Source organism: Streptomyces sp. NBC_01410 (assembly GCF_045040195.1).
In the GTDB taxonomy this organism is placed as follows: domain Bacteria; phylum Actinomycetota; class Actinomycetes; order Streptomycetales; family Streptomycetaceae; genus Streptomyces.
In genome coordinates, this window is record NZ_CP109530.1 from 5,860,958 (window position 1) to 5,876,747 (window position 15,790).

Genomic DNA, 15,790 nt, shown 5'->3' on the forward strand with positions numbered 1-15,790 from the left:
CTGTTGTTCGTTTGCCCCACCGCGCCCGTTTGTCTACCGGTGGGGCCGTGTGTGCTCTGCCGGTTCAACCCGAGGGGTTACCGAGTGCAGATACGCACCCGTGGTGGTCGTCACAAGCGCCGCATCAGAATCGCGGTACCGGCCGTCGCCGCAGTCGTGGCGGCACTCGTCGGTACGGGCCTGGCCATGTCCGGCTCCCAGGCCGCCGAGACCGAGGGCCCCCAGCTGGGCTCCCGGCAGCAGATCGACCCGCTGTCGCAGCAGGAACTGCGCAGCCGCACGATCGAGGCGATGAAGGCCGACAAGGCCAGCAAGCGCACTCTCGTGCAGCAGCCCTCCTCCTCGTCGTCGTCCGAGACGACGTCGGCGCCGAGCGCCCGCATCATCGGTGGTTCGACGACGACCATCTCGGCGGCGCCCTGGATGGCCCAGCTCCACTTCGCGGACAGCCTGGGCAACGGCTACTTCTGCGGCGGCGTCGTCGTCGCCCCGACGAAGGTCGCCACCGCCGCGCACTGCGTCAAGGGCATCAAGTGGTACGAGACCGGCACGGTCATCACCGGTACCGACCAGCTGCCCACCGAGCTGTCCGACGGCAGCTGGGACTTCCACGGCGGTGTCCTGCGGGGCGCCTACCGCCAGTGGAACCACCCGGCGTACAGCGCGGCCACCATCGACAACGACGTTGCCGTGCTCACGCTGACCTCGCCGGTCTCCGTGAAGCCGCTGCCGATCATGCAGAACACGGACACCGCGCTGTACACGCCGGGCACGGACGCCAAGGTGTACGGCTGGGGCCGTACCAGCTCCACCGTGACCAACAGCGCCTCGCAGACGCTGAAGGTCGCCGACGCGGACATCAACTCCAACGCCGCCTGCCAGACGGCCTACGGCTCGTCCTACGTCGTCGGCCACATGATCTGCGCGGGAGCCGCGCCGACCGGTGACGACAGCACCAGCGAGACCACCTGCAACGGTGACTCCGGCGGCCCGCTGGTGGCCGGCGGCAAGCTCGTCGGCCTGGTCTCCTGGGGCGACCAGAACTGCTCGGCCGTCGGCAAGTACGGCGTCTACGCCAAGGTCAGCACGTACTCGGCCCCGATCCGGGCCCGCGTCAACGACACCAACTGGACCGGCGACCACACGGCCGACCTGCTGGCCCGTCGCGCCTCCGACAGCACGCTGTTCGGCTGGACCTCGAAGGTCACCTCGCTCACCCGCCAGTACAACCACGGCTACTTCGGCGGCGTGACCCTGATGGTCCAGGCCGACCTCAACCGCGACGACTACCAGGACCTGCTTTACCGGCTGTCGAACGGTGACGTCTACTGGGCCTACGACCCGGACCTGGCGCCGAAGCTCATCGCCAAGGGCTGGGGAGCGCACAAGCAGATCCTGGTCCCCGGCGACCTGACCGGCGACGACCTGCCGGACATGATGGCGGTCAACTCCTCCGGCAACGCCTACCTCTACCCGGGCAAGGGCACCGGCGCCTTCGCCGCGCCGGTCCTGATCGGCGCCGGCTGGGGTCAGTACGGCATCGTCCGCGGCCACGGTGACTTCACCGGCGACGGCAGGGCCGACATCCTGGCCCGCGGCGCCGGTGGCGCCACCTACCTGTACACGGGTACCGGCAAGGCCACCGGCACGTTCGCGGCCCGCCGTCTCGTCGGCACCTTCGGCAGCTCCTTCAACGCGCTGGTCACCACCGGCGACGTGAACAGCGACGGAAACGCCGACCTGTTCGTCCGTGACACCACGGGCAAGCTGTGGCTCTACCCGGGCAACGGCAAGTCCACCGGTGGGATCTTCGCCACACGTGTCGCCTTCGGCACAGGCTGGCAGGCGTACAACCTCTTCGGCTAAAGCCCAGCGCACACGCCGATTGGTGCCCACCGCGCAGTCGCGGTGGGCACCAGGCGTTTCTCAGGGGGTTCTCAGACCCCCGTGCAACCCTTCTTGGTGCTTCACCGTCTGAACCAGTGCCGACACCGCGCCTGAAACACCACGGCAGGGGGTAGCGGGACCATCGAGAGCCGAGGAGAACATGGCCGACCAGAGCAGCAGCGGCAGCCGAATACGCAGCCGCGGCAAGCGCCGTAAACAGCCCACCGCACGCCACCGGGCGCTGACCGTCGCGGGGTGGTCCGCCGCGGGACTGGTGCTGGTCGGCGGGTCCGGCCTCGGTTACGTCTACTTCAAGCTCAACGGCAATCTCCAGGGCGTCGACATCAACTCCGCACTCGGCACCGACCGCCCCAAGAACATCGACAACGGCTCCATGGACATCCTGGTCCTGGGCTCCGACTCCCGCTCCGGTGCCAATGCCGAGTACGGCGTGGACGAAGGCGCCGCGCGCTCGGACACCGCGATGATCGTGCACGTCTACCAGGGCCACAAGAAGGCAAGCGTCGTCTCCGTCCCGCGTGACACCCTCGTCGACCGCCCCCAGTGCACGGACGAGAAGGGCAAGCCCGCCCCCGCTGAGAAGCGGGCGATGTTCAACACCGCGTACGAGGTCGGTGGCCCCGCGTGTGCGGTCAAGACCGTCGAGAAGATGTCCGGCATCCGCATGGACCACTACATCGAGGTCGACTTCACCGGTTTCAAGAAGCTCATCGACAAACTGGGCGGTGTGGAGATCACCACCACCAAGGCGATCGACGACTCCAAGAGCCACCTCGACCTCGAGCCCGGCACGCACAAGCTCAACGGGGAGCAGTCGCTCGGTCTCGTACGCACCCGCAAGAGCGTCGGCGACGGCAGCGACCTTGGCCGAATACAGCTGCAGCAGGCCTTCATGAAGGCGTTCATCGATCAGGTCAAGCACGTCGGCGTCTTCAGCAACCCCAAGCGGCTCTTCGATGTCGCCGACACCGCCACCAAGGCGATCACGCCCGACTCCGAGCTCGACTCGGTCAATGAGCTGATGGACTTCGCCCGTGGGCTCAGCGGCCTCGGCGCCAAGGACGTACACATGATCACGATGCCGGTGGAGTACGACCCGGCCGACCCCAACCGTGTGGTGCCGATCAAGGCCGCGGCCCAGCAGGTCTGGACGGCGATCAAGCAGGACAAGCCGATTCCGGCCTCCGCGGTCAAGGATTCGGCGGGCGACAAGGGCGACGCGGGCACCGTCGTCAAGAACCGGTAGCCCAGCCGCTACCCCCAGGGGGAATAGTTCCGGCCGGACCCCGGTTTTGGGAGTTACGGCCGGTCCTGGCAGACTGGTACGTCGGCCCCGGTTCACGTACGAGCAATCCGCCCGTGCGACCCGGTGCCCTCCCGAAACTAGGAGACACCTTGAAGCGCGACATCCACCCCGAGTACGTCGAGACCCAGGTCAGCTGTACCTGTGGCGCGTCGTTCACCACTCGCAGCACCATCGGCAGCGGCAACATTCGTGCCGAGGTCTGCTCCGAGTGCCACCCGTTCTACACGGGCAAGCAGAAGATCCTCGACACCGGTGGCCGTGTGGCCCGCTTCGAGGCCCGCTTCGGCAAGGCTGCCGGCTCCGCCAAGAAGTAGCGAGCCACTGCGCCGGCCCTCGGCCGCCCCTGACCGGGGTGGCCGAGGCCGGCGCTTTGTCCGTTCTGAGCAGCCCCCTTCGCGTACGAAAGACCAGGAGCCCCCGATGTTCGAGGCGGTCGAGGAACTGATCGGCGAACACGCCGATCTCGAGAAGAAGCTCGCCGATCCCTCGGTCCACGCGGACCAGGCGAACGCGCGCAAGCTCAACAAGCGCTACGCCGAGCTGACCCCCATCGTGGGCACGTACCGCTCCTGGAAGCAGACCGGGGACGACATCGGGACCGCGCGTGAACTCGCCGCCGACGACCCGGAGTTCGCCGCCGAGGTCAAGGTGCTGGAGAAGCAGCGCGAGGAACTCACCGAGAAGCTGCGGCTGCTGCTCGTACCGCGCGACCCCAGCGACGACAAGGACGTCATCCTCGAGGTCAAGGCGGGCGCGGGCGGCGACGAGTCCGCCCTGTTCGCCGGTGATCTGCTGCGGATGTATCTGCGCTACGCGGAGCGCGTCGGCTGGAAGACCGAGATCATCGACGCGACCGAGTCCGAGCTGGGCGGCTACAAGGACGTCCAGGTCGCGGTGAAGACCAAGGGCGGCAACGGCGCGACCGAGCCCGGGCAGGGCGTCTGGGCGCGGCTGAAGTACGAGGGCGGGGTGCACCGCGTGCAGCGGGTGCCCTCCACCGAGTCCCAGGGCCGTATCCACACCTCCGCGGCCGGTGTGCTCGTCACGCCCGAGGCGGAGGAGATCGACGTCGAGATCCATGCCAATGATCTCCGTATCGATGTGTACCGCTCCTCCGGGCCGGGCGGCCAGTCCGTCAACACCACCGACTCCGCGGTGCGCATCACGCACCTGCCGACCGGCGTCGTCGCCTCCTGCCAGAACGAGAAGAGCCAGCTCCAGAACAAGGAGCAGGCCATGCGTATCCTGCGTTCGCGGCTGCTGGCCGCGGCCCAGGAGGCGGCCGAGCAGGAAGCGTCGGACGTCCGCCGCAGCCAGGTCCGCACAGTTGACCGCTCCGAGAAGATCCGTACGTACAACTTCCCGGAAAACCGCATCTCGGACCACCGGGTCGGCTTCAAGGCGTACAACTTGGACCAGGTCCTCGACGGGGATCTCGACGCGGTGATCCAGGCCTGCGTCGACGCCGACTCCGCCGCCAAGCTCGCCGCCGCCCAGTAAGTCCAGCACCCAGCAGACAGCACCAGCCCGGAGGACCAGCGTGCAGCAACATTTTGGGGGGCGACCCCCAAGCCCCCGAAGTCTGCTGCTTGCCGAGGTGGCCCAGGCCACCCAGCGGCTGGCCGACGCCGGCGTGCCCTCACCGCGCTTCGACGCGGAAGAGCTCGCCGCGTTCGTCCACGGTGTGAAGCGGGGAGAGCTGCACAACGTCCCGGACGGTGACTTCGACGCCCGCTACTGGGAGGCCGTCGCCCGCCGCGAGGCCCGCGAGCCGCTCCAGCACATCACCGGCCGCGCCTTCTTCCGCTATCTGGAACTGCAAGTCGGACCCGGCGTCTTCGTGCCGCGCCCGGAGACCGAATCGGTCGTCGGCTGGGCCATAGACGCCGTACGGGCCATGGACGTCGTCGAGCCGCTCATCGTCGACCTGTGTACGGGATCGGGCGCGATCGCGCTGGCCATGGCGCAGGAGGTGCCGCGCTCGCGGGTGCACGGCGTGGAGCTGTCCGAGGACGCGCTCCAGTGGACGCGCAAGAACGCCGAGGGCACGCGCGTCACCATCCACCAGGGCGACGCGCTGAGCGCCCTGCCGGAGCTGGACGGGCAGGTGGACCTGGTCATCTCCAATCCGCCGTACATCCCGCTCACGGAGTGGGAGTATGTCGCCCCCGAGGCCCGCGACCACGACCCGGACATGGCCCTGTTCTCCGGCGAGGACGGCCTCGACACCATTCGCGGCATCGAGCGCACCGCGCACCGGCTGCTGCGTCCCGGCGGCCTCGTCGTCGTCGAGCACGCGGACACGCAGGGCGGCCAGGTGCCGTGGATCTTCAGTGAAGAGGCCGGCTGGGCGGATGCCGCCGACCACCCTGATCTGAACAAGCGGCCGCGCTTCGCGACCGCGCGCAAGGCAACGCCATGACGAAGCACGTGACCACGCATGTGTACGAGGAGGCCCGCTGATGGCTCGGCGATACGACTGCAACGACGCGACGGATCGCATCACCGGTCTGCGTGAAGCCGCATCGGCCGTCCGCCGCGGCGAGCTGGTCGTGCTGCCCACCGACACCGTGTACGGGATCGGTGCGGACGCCTTCAGCTCCGAGGCCGTCGCCGACCTGCTGGAGGCCAAGGGGCGCGGCCGCAATATGCCCACCCCTGTCCTCATCGGCTCTCCGAACACCCTGCACGGCCTCGTCACCGACTTCTCCGAGCAGGCCTGGGAGCTCGTCGACGCGTTCTGGCCGGGCGCGCTGACCCTCGTCGCCAAGCACCAGCCCTCGCTCCAGTGGGACCTGGGCGACACCCGCGGCACCGTGGCGATCCGTATGCCGCTGCACCCCGTCGCCATCGAACTGCTCACCGAGGTCGGCCCGATGGCCGTCTCCAGCGCCAACCTGACCGGGCACCCGGCGCCTGAGGACTGTGACGCCGCGCAGGAGATGCTCGGCGACTCGGTCTCGGTCTACCTGGACGGCGGCCCGACCCCGGGCATCGTTCCGTCCTCCATCGTCGATGTCACGGGCAAGTTCCCGTTGCTGCTGCGTGAGGGAGCGCTCTCGCCGGACGAGCTGCGCAAAGTCGTACCCGACCTCGAGGTGGCCAGTTGACCGCCCCTGAGGGGCGTGGCAAAGCGGAATCCGTCAGCACCAACTCCACTTTCCGCATCCTCCACGTCAGCACCGGCAACGTCTGCCGCTCGCCGATCACCGAGCGGCTGACCCGCCATGCCCTGAGCGTCCGCCTCGGCGACCGGCTCACGGGCGGCCTGATCGTGGAGAGCGCGGGCACCTGGGGCCACGAGGGCGCCCCGATGGAGGCCAACGCCGAGGTCGTCCTCGCCGACTTCGGCGCGGACGCGACCGGGTTCGTGGGCCGCGAGCTGCTCGACGAGCATGTGATCCGCGCGGACCTGGTCCTCACGGCGACCAGGGACCACCGGGCCCAGGTGATCTCGATGGGCCACTCGGCGGGCCTGCGCACCTTCACGCTCAAGGAGTTCACGCGACTCGTGCGCGCGATAGACCCGACAACGCTGCCGGACCCGCACGAGGGCGTCGTGGAGCGCGCCCGTGCCCTGGTCAGGGCGGCGGCGGCGCTGCGCGGCTGGCTGCTGGCGCCGAGCCCGGACGCGGACGAGGTGTACGACCCGTACGGTGCGCCGATCACCTTCTTCCGGTCGATCGGCGACGAGATCCAGCAGGCGCTGGATCCGGTGGTGACGGCGCTGACGGGGGTACCGGCGCGCCGCTGAGCCCGGGCCTGAGTCATGGCGGGCGCGGCGGCGGGGCCCGGCCTACATTGGAGGGGCCGCCACACCACGCGAGGCCCGGAGCCCAAGATGTCGGTCACCGCTGCACCAGACGCCGCCCACATCACCTACCACGGCGCGGACTTCGAGGCCCTGCGCCGCCAGGATCCCCAGATCGCCGAGGTGATCCTGGGGGAACTGGGCCGGCAGAGCGACAGCCTTCAGCTCATCGCCGCGGAGAACTTCACCTCGCCCGCGGTCCTCGCCGCCCTCGGCTCCCCGCTCGCCAACAAGTACGCCGAGGGCTATCCCGGCGCCCGCCACCACGGCGGCTGTGAACTCGTCGACGCCGCCGAGCGGATCGCCGTCGAGCGCGCCATGGCCCTGTTCGGCGCACAGCACGCCAACGTCCAGTCGCACTCCGGCTCTTCAGCCGTCCTCGCCGCATACGCGGCGCTGCTCAAGCCCGGCGACACGGTCCTGGCCATGGGCCTTTCGTACGGCGGCCATCTCACCCACGGCTCGCCCGCCAACTTCTCCGGCCGCTGGTTCGACTTCGTCGGCTACGGCATCGACGCCGACACCGGGCTCATCGACTACGAGCAGGTCCGCACCCTGGCGCGGCACCACAGGCCCAAGGCCGTCGTCTGCGGCTCGATCTCGTATCCCCGGCACCCCGACTACGCCGCCTTCCGCGAGATCGCCGACGACGTGGGCGCGTATCTGATCGCCGACGCCGCCCATCCGATGGGCCTCATCGCGGGCGGCGCGGCCCCCAGCCCCGTCCCGTACGCCGATGTGGTGTGCGCCACCACCCACAAGGTGCTGCGCGGGCCGCGCGGCGGAATGATCCTGTGCGGGGCCGAGCTGGCCGAACGCATCGACCGGGCGGTGTTCCCCTTCACGCAGGGCGGCGCCCAGATGCACACGATCGCCGCCAAGGCCGTCGCCTTCGGCGAGGCGTCGACGCCCGCGTTCAGCACGTACGCCCACCAGGTGGTCGCCAACGCACGCGTGCTCGCAGACGGGCTCGCCGCGGAGGGCTTCGCGGTACTGACCGGCGGCACCGACACCCATCTGATCAGCGCGGATCCGGCCCCACTGGGCGTGGACGGCAAGACGGCCCGCGGCCGTCTCGCGGCGGCCGGGCTGGTCCTGGACACCTGCGCACTGCCGTACGGCGACGGACGCGGCATCCGTCTGGGCACGGCGGCGGTCACGACGCAGGGCATGGGCGAGGCCGAGATGGCCCGTATCGCGGTGCTCCTCGCCGCGGCGCTGCGTGAGAACGTCAAGGCGCGTGCCGAGGTGCTGGAGATGACACGGCGTTTCCCGCCCTATCCTGGATAGTTTCCCGATCCCGGAAGCCAACCGCTATTGCCTGATCCGGCATAACCGGATCAGGCAATAGCGGCTGCTATCTCCTTGGACAAGGATGACGACGCAAAGAGCCCAGGACGGAATTGCCTCGCGCCCGGGCCTGTCGTTTGAAAGGTCTTTTGTGAACAACAAGAAGTTCGTCCCCGCCGCTGTCCTCGCAGGGGCGGTATTCACTGCGCTCATGACCCCCAGCGCCAACGCCGTGAGTCAGCCTGCGGGACCGTCTGTCAAGGTCGCCGCAGCACCCGCGAGCGCTCAGGACGTCGAGCGGGCGAGCCTCAAGTGCTCGAGCCCCAGTGGCGCGGCCACGAATTACTCCTGGGGCACGGGCAGCAGTGACTCCACCACCGTCTACTTCAACAATCACTGTTCGCACAAGATGGACGCCCTGCTTCACTTCGAGGCCGGCGGCGGGCAGAAGACCACCAGGTGCATGACCACCAATGGTGGGACGCAGGGCAACAAGAGGTTCACCGTTACCCGCTACCACCTGAAGAAGATCACCAAGGGTTGCTGACCTTGTACGGAAAGCGACGATCGCGGTGCCATCGAGTCGATTCGGCTTGTCGAGCGCCGCGAACGCTGCTGTGCAGGTACGGGACGATGTGACGTACAAGGCGTCTTGCTGGGCTGCGTGTCGGAGGGCTAGGTGTACTGCCCGGGCAGGTTGGTTGAGTTTGTGCGACGACACGGTCTGAATCTGGCCGATGGCGAAGGCCTCCGGTTGTGGAGTGGAGCTGTCTAGGAACCGCTCCGCCAACCTGGAGGCCTTCGTGTCTCACGCTAACGCTGCTTTGACTCCTCGTGCCCGTCTTCGCCTGGCGCGTCTGATTGTTGATGACGGGTGGCCGGTCGCTCGTGCGGCCGAGCGTTACGACGTGTCCTGGCCGACCGCGAAGCGGTGGGCCGACCGTTACGCCGAGTCCGGTCCGGCAGCGATGGCTGACCGGTCCTCACGGCCGCACCGCAGTCCTGCCCGAACCACGCAGCCGCAGGTCCGCAAGATCGTGCACCTGCGCTGGAAGCAGCGTCTGGGCCCGGTCCAGATCGCCGGACGGCTGGGCATGCCTGCCTCCACCGTGCACGCGGTCCTGACCCGGTGCCGGATCAACCGGCTGTCCCACGTCGACCGCGCCACCGGCGAGCCGGTCCGCCGCTACGAACACGACCATCCCGGCGCGATGCTCCACATCGACGTGAAGAAGCTCGGGAACGTTCCCGACGGCGGCGGCTGGCGCTACGTCGGACGCGTCCAGGGCCGCAGGAACCGCGCCGCGACACCGGACAGGCCCCGCAACAAGTACCGCGGACCGCTGCTGGGAACCGCGTTCGTCCACACCGTCGTCGACGACCATTCCCGGGTCGCCTACGCCGAGATCTGCGACGACGAGAAGGCCGCCACCGCAGTCGGTGTCCTGCGGCGCGCGGTCGACTGGTTCGCCGCCCGCGGTGTGAGGGTCGAGCGGGTCCTGACCGACAACGGCTCGGCCTACCGCTCCCGGCACTGGACACAAGCCTGCACCGAGCTGGGAATCACGCCGAAGAAGACCCGGCCCTACCGGCCACAGACCAATGGCAAGGTCGAACGCTTCCATCGCACCCTGGCCGACGGCTGGGCCCTCGGCCGCTTCTACTCCAGCGAATCAGCCCGCCGCAAAGCCCTGCCGGCCTGGCTCCATCACTACAATCACCACCGCCCCCACACCGCAACCAGCGGCAAACCACCCATCACCAGGTTGACCAACGTCCCTGGGCAGTACAGCTAGGACAGTTTCCGTCATCGCAGCTCGCAAGGCGCCTACTGCCTTTTCACCGCACAACGAATCGGACGCCTTCCGGTGGATCCGGGCTGAGCCGTCGCGGACACGTCAGGTACTCTGGCTTGAAGATCGACGCGCGATTGCCCAGGTCGGCCGCTCAAGGGTGTGGTGCGCACAACTCGACCACTGTGCACACCAGGTAGTACCCATGCTGCGACAGTCAGCGGTTCATGCTCCGGGCATCTCGCCGACTTGGATGAGCAAGTAGGGGGAATCTTGGCTGGCCTTACCATCTGTTCCGGGGCACAGGGGAGTTCTGGCCCAGAGAACCGAACGGCGGAATTGTCCAGGCTGACAGCAAGGGAAGCCGAAGTGCTCCTCCTCCTTGCCGATGGCCAGCCGAATCGGACACTGGCGCGGAGACTGGGCATAGCGGAACGGACGCTTCGTGCCCACATCACGAGCCTCACGAGAAAGCTTGGCATCGGGTCAAGACTGGAGGCCGCGCTGTTCGCCGATCGCCACCGCAATTCGGTGACGCAGGGCGAGACCGGCAGCGCCGATACCCGGCCGACTGTCTCGCAGGACTCCCGGTCGGCAGACTGACTCGCTGACCAGGGAAGAAGCTCACGACGCAGCAGTCCGGGTCGTCGGGAGGCGGCCCGGGATGCGATGTCGCCCACTCCGTGTAGGCCCGGGGTGGAACCGTTCAGGTCCGCCCTTGTGTATCAGTGAGTGGGCGGACGCCCTGCTGATGCGAATAGGGTGTACTGCTGAGATGGCCAGCGATTCCTGTGGGGCAGCCCGTGCGTGATTACCTGCTGACGCTCTGTGTCACGGCTGCGGTGACCTATCTGCTGACCGGTCCGGTGCGGAAGTTCGCCATCGCGTCCGGCGCGATGCCGCAGATCCGTGCCCGAGACGTACACCGAGAGCCGACACCGCGACTCGGCGGTATCGCCATGTTCTTCGGTCTGTGCGCGGGACTGCTGGTCGCCGACCATCTGCAGAACCTGAACAGCGTCTTCGAGCTGTCCAACGAACCGCGTGCGCTGCTCTCCGGCGCGGCCCTGATCTGGATCATCGGCGTTCTGGACGACAAGTTCGAGATCGACGCCCTGATCAAGCTCGGCGGCCAGATGATCGCCGCGGGTGTGATGGTGATCCAGGGTCTGACGATCCTGTGGATCCCCGTGCCCGGCGTCGGCGTCGTCGCGCTGACCAGTTGGCAGGGCACGCTGCTGACCGTCGCCCTCGTCGTGATCACCATCAACGCGGTCAACTTCGTGGACGGCCTCGACGGTCTCGCCGCCGGCATGGTCTGCATCGCCGCCGCGGCCTTCTTCCTGTACGCGTACCGGATCTGGTTCAGCTACGGCATCGAGGCCGCTGCCCCCGCGACCCTGTTCACCGCGATCCTGATGGGCATGTGTCTCGGTTTCCTGCCGCACAACATGCACCCGGCGCGGATCTTCATGGGCGACTCGGGCTCGATGCTGATCGGACTGGTGCTCGCCGCGGCCGCGATCTCGGTGACCGGCCAGGTGGACCCCGACGCCCTGAAGATCTTCGAGGGCAGCACCCGCCAGGCCACGCACGCCGCGCTGCCGGTCTTCATCCCGCTGCTGCTGCCGCTGACCATCATCGCGATCCCGGTCGCCGACCTGCTGCTCGCGATCGTGCGGCGTACGTGGAACGGGCAGTCGCCCTTCGCCGCCGACCGTGGCCATCTACACCACCGGCTCCTGGAGATCGGACATTCGCACAGCCGCGCTGTCCTGATCATGTACTTCTGGTCGGCGCTGATCGCCTTCGGCGTTGTCGCGTACTCCGTGCACTCGGCGTCGATGTGGATCGTCCTGCTCATCGTCGCGCTCAGCGCGGTGGGGCTGGTGCTTCTGCTGCTGCCGCGCTTCACCCCGCGCGCCCCGCGCTGGGCGGAGGCCTTCGTGCCGCCCCGCTACCGGCGCCGTGCGGTGCGGCCCGAGCAGGCCGCCCAGCCCGCGCTCGCGTACGAGACGGATGCCGCGCAGGAGGAGTCCGAGGAACGCGCGCCCGTCGCGGCGGGGGTCAACGGCGTCAACGGAGCGACTGCCATCGGCGCCCGTTCGCGCCTCCCGGACCGGAGGAAGGCCGGGACGCGCGGCTGACGTGTGGAGACATGGGCGCCCAATACCAGACATAACGGCGTCTTGTCCTGCACACACGCGCGGGGTCACTCTCATGTGTGATGGTCGGCACACTCCTAGGTAAAGACCTCATCAAATAGTTTGTGATACCGTTCACGAAACCCGGCGACAGAGTCGAAGGGCCGTAGTGCGACGGCTCATTGGCGTGAGGTTCGCCCTCGCTCCGGGCCTACGCTCGTCCATGACGACACTCATGCCCCCACCACCAGCGGAGCTGCCGCCATGCGGTCCAATGACGCCCGAACACTCCTTCAAGCTGCCCTGCCCACCGCCGGCGCCGGCGTTCTCGCCGCCGTGATCAGCGGTGTGGTGGCGGGCGGCAAGGGAGCTGTGGGCGCCGTTGTCGCGACGGTGATTGTGATCCTCTTCATGGGGATCGGACTTGTGGTCCTCGAACGGACAGCCAAGTCTCTTCCGCACCTGTTCCAGGGCATGGGTCTCATGCTCTATGCGGCGCAGATTCTGCTGCTGTTCATCTTTGTCGCCGCATTCAAGAACACCACGCTGTTCAACCCCAAGGCCTTCGCCATCACGCTGGTCGCGACGACCCTGGTATGGATCGCCGCTCAGACCCGTGCGCACATGAAGGCCAAGCTGCTTTACGTCGAACCCGACCCCTCCTCGAGCGAGAAGCCCGAGAACAAGGGGTCGAAGTCGTGAGGGGTAGGGCCGGTATAAGTGCGCGTTCGCGATCCTGCTATCGTCCGGTGCCAACTGCGGCACTGCGGGCGCGGGCATCTGAGCTGACGCCTGCTCAAGCGCGAGGCTCCATGCCTGCCAGCCGCCCCCACATCCGTAACACCTGTCCAGTGCCGATCAGCGGCTGCGCGCCGCGCCGACACAACGAGGTTGCCGTACCTATGCGCCACGCTGAAGGAGCCCGCGGTGAGTGCTGACCCGACGACGGTGCTCGCCTTCGAGACCGACTGCCACCTTTTTGACGGGTGTGGCTTCGATGCTCCGGGCCTGCATTCATTCCTCTTCGAGCCGCTCTTGGGCGACGCCGACGGCAACGGCCTGTACTTCAACAAGCCGATGCTGCTCGCCCTACTCGGTTCCATCATCGTGGTGGGCTTCTTCTGGGTCGCTTTCCGTAAGCCGAAGATGGTCCCGGACAAGCTGCAGATGGTCGCCGAGGCCGGTTACGACTTCGTGCGGCGCGGCATCGTCTACGAGACGATCGGCAAGAAGGACGGCGAGAAGTATGTCCCGCTCGCCGTCTCGCTGTTCTTCTTCATCTGGATGATGAACCTCTGGTCGATCATCCCGATCGCCTCATTCCCGGTGACGTCGATCATCGCGTACCCGATGGTCCTGGCGCTGATCGTCTACGTCACCTGGGTCTCGCTGACGTTCAAGCGGCACGGCTTTGTCGGCTTCTTCAAGAACGTGACGGGCTACGACAAGACGCTCGGCCCGGTGCTGCCGCTTTCCATGACCATCGAGTTCTTTTCGAACCTGCTGGTCCGCCCGTTCACACACGCCGTACGACTCTTCGCGAACATGTTCGCAGGTCACACGCTGCTGCTGCTCTTCACGATCGCCAGCTGGTACATGCTGAACGGCATCGGCATCGCGTACTCAGGTGTCTCGTTCGTGATGGTCATCATCATGACGGCCTTCGAGCTCTTCATCCAGGCCGTCCAGGCCTATGTGTTCGTGCTCCTGACCTGCAGCTACATCCAGGGCGCGCTCGCAGAGCACCACTGAGTACCGCTCATCGATCCCATATTCGTCCGGTGGCCAACCCCCACCGGTCCGTAAAGAGAAGGAAGAACTGGCATGTCCCAGACCCTCGCTGCTGTTACTGGTGACCTCGGCTCCGTCGGTTACGGTCTTGCGGCCATCGGCCCCGGCGTCGGTATCGGCATCATCTTCGGTAACGGCACCCAGGCCCTGGCCCGTCAGCCCGAGGCCGCCGGCCTGATCCGCGCCAACCAGATCCTCGGCTTCGCCTTCTGTGAGGCGCTGGCCCTCATCGGCCTCGTCATGCCGTTCGTCTACTAAGACGAACGACAAGACGACCGTCCCTTTCGACGAAAGGCACTGATGTGAACACCGCTCTGGTTTTCCTGGCGCAAGAGGGTGAGAAGGAGAATCCCCTCATTCCGCCGTGGCCCGAGCTCGTCATCGGCCTGATCGCCTTCGTCATCGTCTTCGGTTTCCTCGCCAAGAAGCTCCTCCCGAACATCAACAAGGTTCTGGAGCAGCGCCGAGAAGCCATCGAAGGTGGCATCGAGCAGGCCGCTGCGGCCAAGGTCGAAGCCGAAAGCGTGCTCGAGCAGTACAAGGCTCAGCTCGCCGAGGCGCGCCACGAGGCAGCCCGGATGCGCCAGGAGGCCACCGAGCAGGGTGCCGCGATCATCCAGGAGATGAAGGCGGAAGGCCAGCGGCAGCGTGAGGAGATCATCGCTGCCGGTCACACCCAGATCGAGGCCGACCGCAAGGCCGCTGCCGCGGCGCTGCGCCAGGACGTCGGCAAGCTCGCCACCGAACTGGCCGGCAAGCTCGTCGGTGAGTCCCTCGAGGACCACGCCCGGCAGAGCCGCACCATCGACCGCTTCCTCGACGCACTCGAGGACAGCGCTTCGAAGGCAGAGGCCGGGCGATGAACGGAGCGAGCCGCGAGGCACTGGCTGCCGCACGCGAGTCCCTTGACGCGCTGACCGACAACACGTCGGTCGACGTGGCAAAGCTCGCCGAGGAGCTGGCCGCCGTCACCGCGCTGCTCAACCGTGAGGTGTCGCTGCGTCGGGTCCTGACCGACCCGGCGCAGGCCGGCGAGGCCAAGGCCGAGCTGGCGGGACGCCTGCTGCGCGGTCAGGTGGGCGGCGAGACCGTCGACCTGATCTCCGGCATGGTGCGTTCCCGCTGGTCGCGGTCGCGTGACCTGGTCGACTCGGTCGAGGAGCTGGCGGCCTCCGCCGAGCTCACCGTGGCCCAGCGGGCCGACGCGCTCGACGATGTAGAGGACGAGCTGTTCCGGTTCGGCCGGATCATCGACTCCGCCAAGGACCTGCGGTCCGCGCTGACCGACAAGTCGGCGCCGGCTTCTGCCAAGGGTGAGCTGCTGCGCAGCCTGCTCGGCGGCAAGGCCAACCCGGTCACCGAGCGTCTGGTCGTCCGTCTTGTCACCCAGCCCCGGGGACGTAGCCTGGAGGCGGGACTCGAGTCCCTGTCCAAGCTCGCCGCGGCGCGCCGGGACCGGATGGTCGCCGTCGTCACCTCGGCGGTGCCGCTGACCGACGAGCAGAAGCAGCGCCTCGGCGCCGGTCTTGCGCGGATCTACGGCCGCCAGATGCACCTGAACCTCGACGTGGACCCCGAGGTCCTCGGCGGGATCTCGGTGCGTGTCGGTGGCGAGATCATCAACGGCAGCATCGCGGAGCGTCTCGACGAGGCAGCCCGCCGTATGGCCGGCTGACCAAGCCAGTAACTGAACAAGCAGTACGAGCGGCCCGGTTGGGCCGTGCAGAGATTGCAGAAGATTCCTGGG

Annotated in this window: 17 protein-coding genes; all 17 read left to right on the top strand. The window is 67.7% G+C overall.

Annotated features, from left to right (window positions below):
• Positions 1 to 84: 84 nt before the first annotated feature.
• A complete protein-coding gene (locus OG741_RS27110; protein ID WP_405602115.1) occupies positions 85 to 1,866 on the top strand; it encodes a trypsin-like serine protease in 1,782 nt (593 codons plus the stop codon).
• 181 nt (positions 1,867 to 2,047) lie between these two features.
• A complete protein-coding gene (locus tag OG741_RS27115; RefSeq protein ID WP_405602117.1) occupies positions 2,048 to 3,154 on the top strand; it encodes an LCP family protein in 1,107 nt (368 codons plus the stop codon).
• A gap of 149 nt (positions 3,155 to 3,303) precedes the next feature.
• The gene (gene rpmE / locus OG741_RS27120) at positions 3,304 to 3,528 is read left to right on the top strand and encodes a 50S ribosomal protein L31 (protein WP_142213667.1); all 225 of its coding nucleotides are present in this window, start codon (positions 3,304 to 3,306) and stop codon (positions 3,526 to 3,528) included.
• A 106-nt stretch (positions 3,529 to 3,634) separates the two neighbouring features.
• Positions 3,635 to 4,714 carry a peptide chain release factor 1 gene (gene prfA, locus OG741_RS27125; protein WP_405602120.1) on the top strand — a complete coding sequence of 360 codons (1,080 nt, stop codon included), beginning with the start codon at positions 3,635 to 3,637 and terminating at the stop codon, positions 4,712 to 4,714.
• A 40-nt stretch (positions 4,715 to 4,754) separates the two neighbouring features.
• Entirely contained in the window at positions 4,755 to 5,636 is an 882-nt protein-coding gene (gene prmC, locus OG741_RS27130) for a peptide chain release factor N(5)-glutamine methyltransferase (RefSeq protein ID WP_405602121.1), read from the top strand.
• A gap of 40 nt (positions 5,637 to 5,676) precedes the next feature.
• Positions 5,677 to 6,324, top strand: a complete 648-nt coding sequence (locus OG741_RS27135) for an L-threonylcarbamoyladenylate synthase (protein ID WP_266487462.1) — start codon at positions 5,677 to 5,679, stop codon at positions 6,322 to 6,324.
• On the top strand, positions 6,321 to 6,968 hold the full coding sequence (locus OG741_RS27140; protein WP_405602123.1) for a protein-tyrosine-phosphatase: 648 nt from the start codon (positions 6,321 to 6,323) through the stop codon (positions 6,966 to 6,968). Before OG741_RS27135 ends, OG741_RS27140 begins: the two co-directional genes overlap by 4 nt.
• An 87-nt stretch (positions 6,969 to 7,055) precedes the next feature.
• Positions 7,056 to 8,315, top strand: a complete 1,260-nt coding sequence (gene glyA / locus OG741_RS27145; RefSeq protein ID WP_405602125.1) for a serine hydroxymethyltransferase — start codon at positions 7,056 to 7,058, stop codon at positions 8,313 to 8,315.
• 211 nt (positions 8,316 to 8,526) lie between these two features.
• The gene (locus OG741_RS27150; RefSeq protein WP_405602126.1) at positions 8,527 to 8,862 is read left to right on the top strand and encodes a hypothetical protein; all 336 of its coding nucleotides are present in this window, start codon (positions 8,527 to 8,529) and stop codon (positions 8,860 to 8,862) included.
• A gap of 256 nt (positions 8,863 to 9,118) precedes the next feature.
• A complete protein-coding gene (locus OG741_RS27155; RefSeq protein WP_405602129.1) occupies positions 9,119 to 10,111 on the top strand; it encodes an IS481 family transposase in 993 nt (330 codons plus the stop codon).
• A gap of 162 nt (positions 10,112 to 10,273) precedes the next feature.
• A complete protein-coding gene (locus tag OG741_RS27160) occupies positions 10,274 to 10,711 on the top strand; it encodes a response regulator transcription factor (RefSeq protein ID WP_405605799.1) in 438 nt (145 codons plus the stop codon).
• A 188-nt stretch (positions 10,712 to 10,899) separates the two neighbouring features.
• Positions 10,900 to 12,255, top strand: coding sequence for an MraY family glycosyltransferase (locus OG741_RS27165; protein ID WP_405602130.1), 1,356 nt, complete (start codon positions 10,900 to 10,902; stop codon positions 12,253 to 12,255).
• A gap of 261 nt (positions 12,256 to 12,516) precedes the next feature.
• On the top strand, positions 12,517 to 12,954 hold the full coding sequence (locus OG741_RS27170) for a hypothetical protein (protein WP_405602131.1): 438 nt from the start codon (positions 12,517 to 12,519) through the stop codon (positions 12,952 to 12,954).
• A gap of 225 nt (positions 12,955 to 13,179) precedes the next feature.
• Positions 13,180 to 14,004 (top strand): F0F1 ATP synthase subunit A, encoded by an 825-nt coding sequence (gene atpB, locus OG741_RS27175; RefSeq protein WP_405602134.1) that lies wholly within the window; start codon positions 13,180 to 13,182, stop codon positions 14,002 to 14,004.
• Positions 14,005 to 14,076: 72 nt separating this feature from the next.
• A complete protein-coding gene (gene atpE, locus OG741_RS27180) occupies positions 14,077 to 14,301 on the top strand; it encodes an ATP synthase F0 subunit C (protein ID WP_142213658.1) in 225 nt (74 codons plus the stop codon).
• Between the two features lie 44 nt (positions 14,302 to 14,345).
• Positions 14,346 to 14,906 carry a F0F1 ATP synthase subunit B gene (locus OG741_RS27185; RefSeq protein WP_266487474.1) on the top strand — a complete coding sequence of 187 codons (561 nt, stop codon included), beginning with the start codon at positions 14,346 to 14,348 and terminating at the stop codon, positions 14,904 to 14,906.
• Entirely contained in the window at positions 14,903 to 15,718 is an 816-nt protein-coding gene (locus tag OG741_RS27190) for a F0F1 ATP synthase subunit delta (RefSeq protein WP_405602137.1), read from the top strand. Before OG741_RS27185 ends, OG741_RS27190 begins: the two co-directional genes overlap by 4 nt.
• The last annotated feature ends 72 nt before the right edge of the window (positions 15,719 to 15,790 follow it).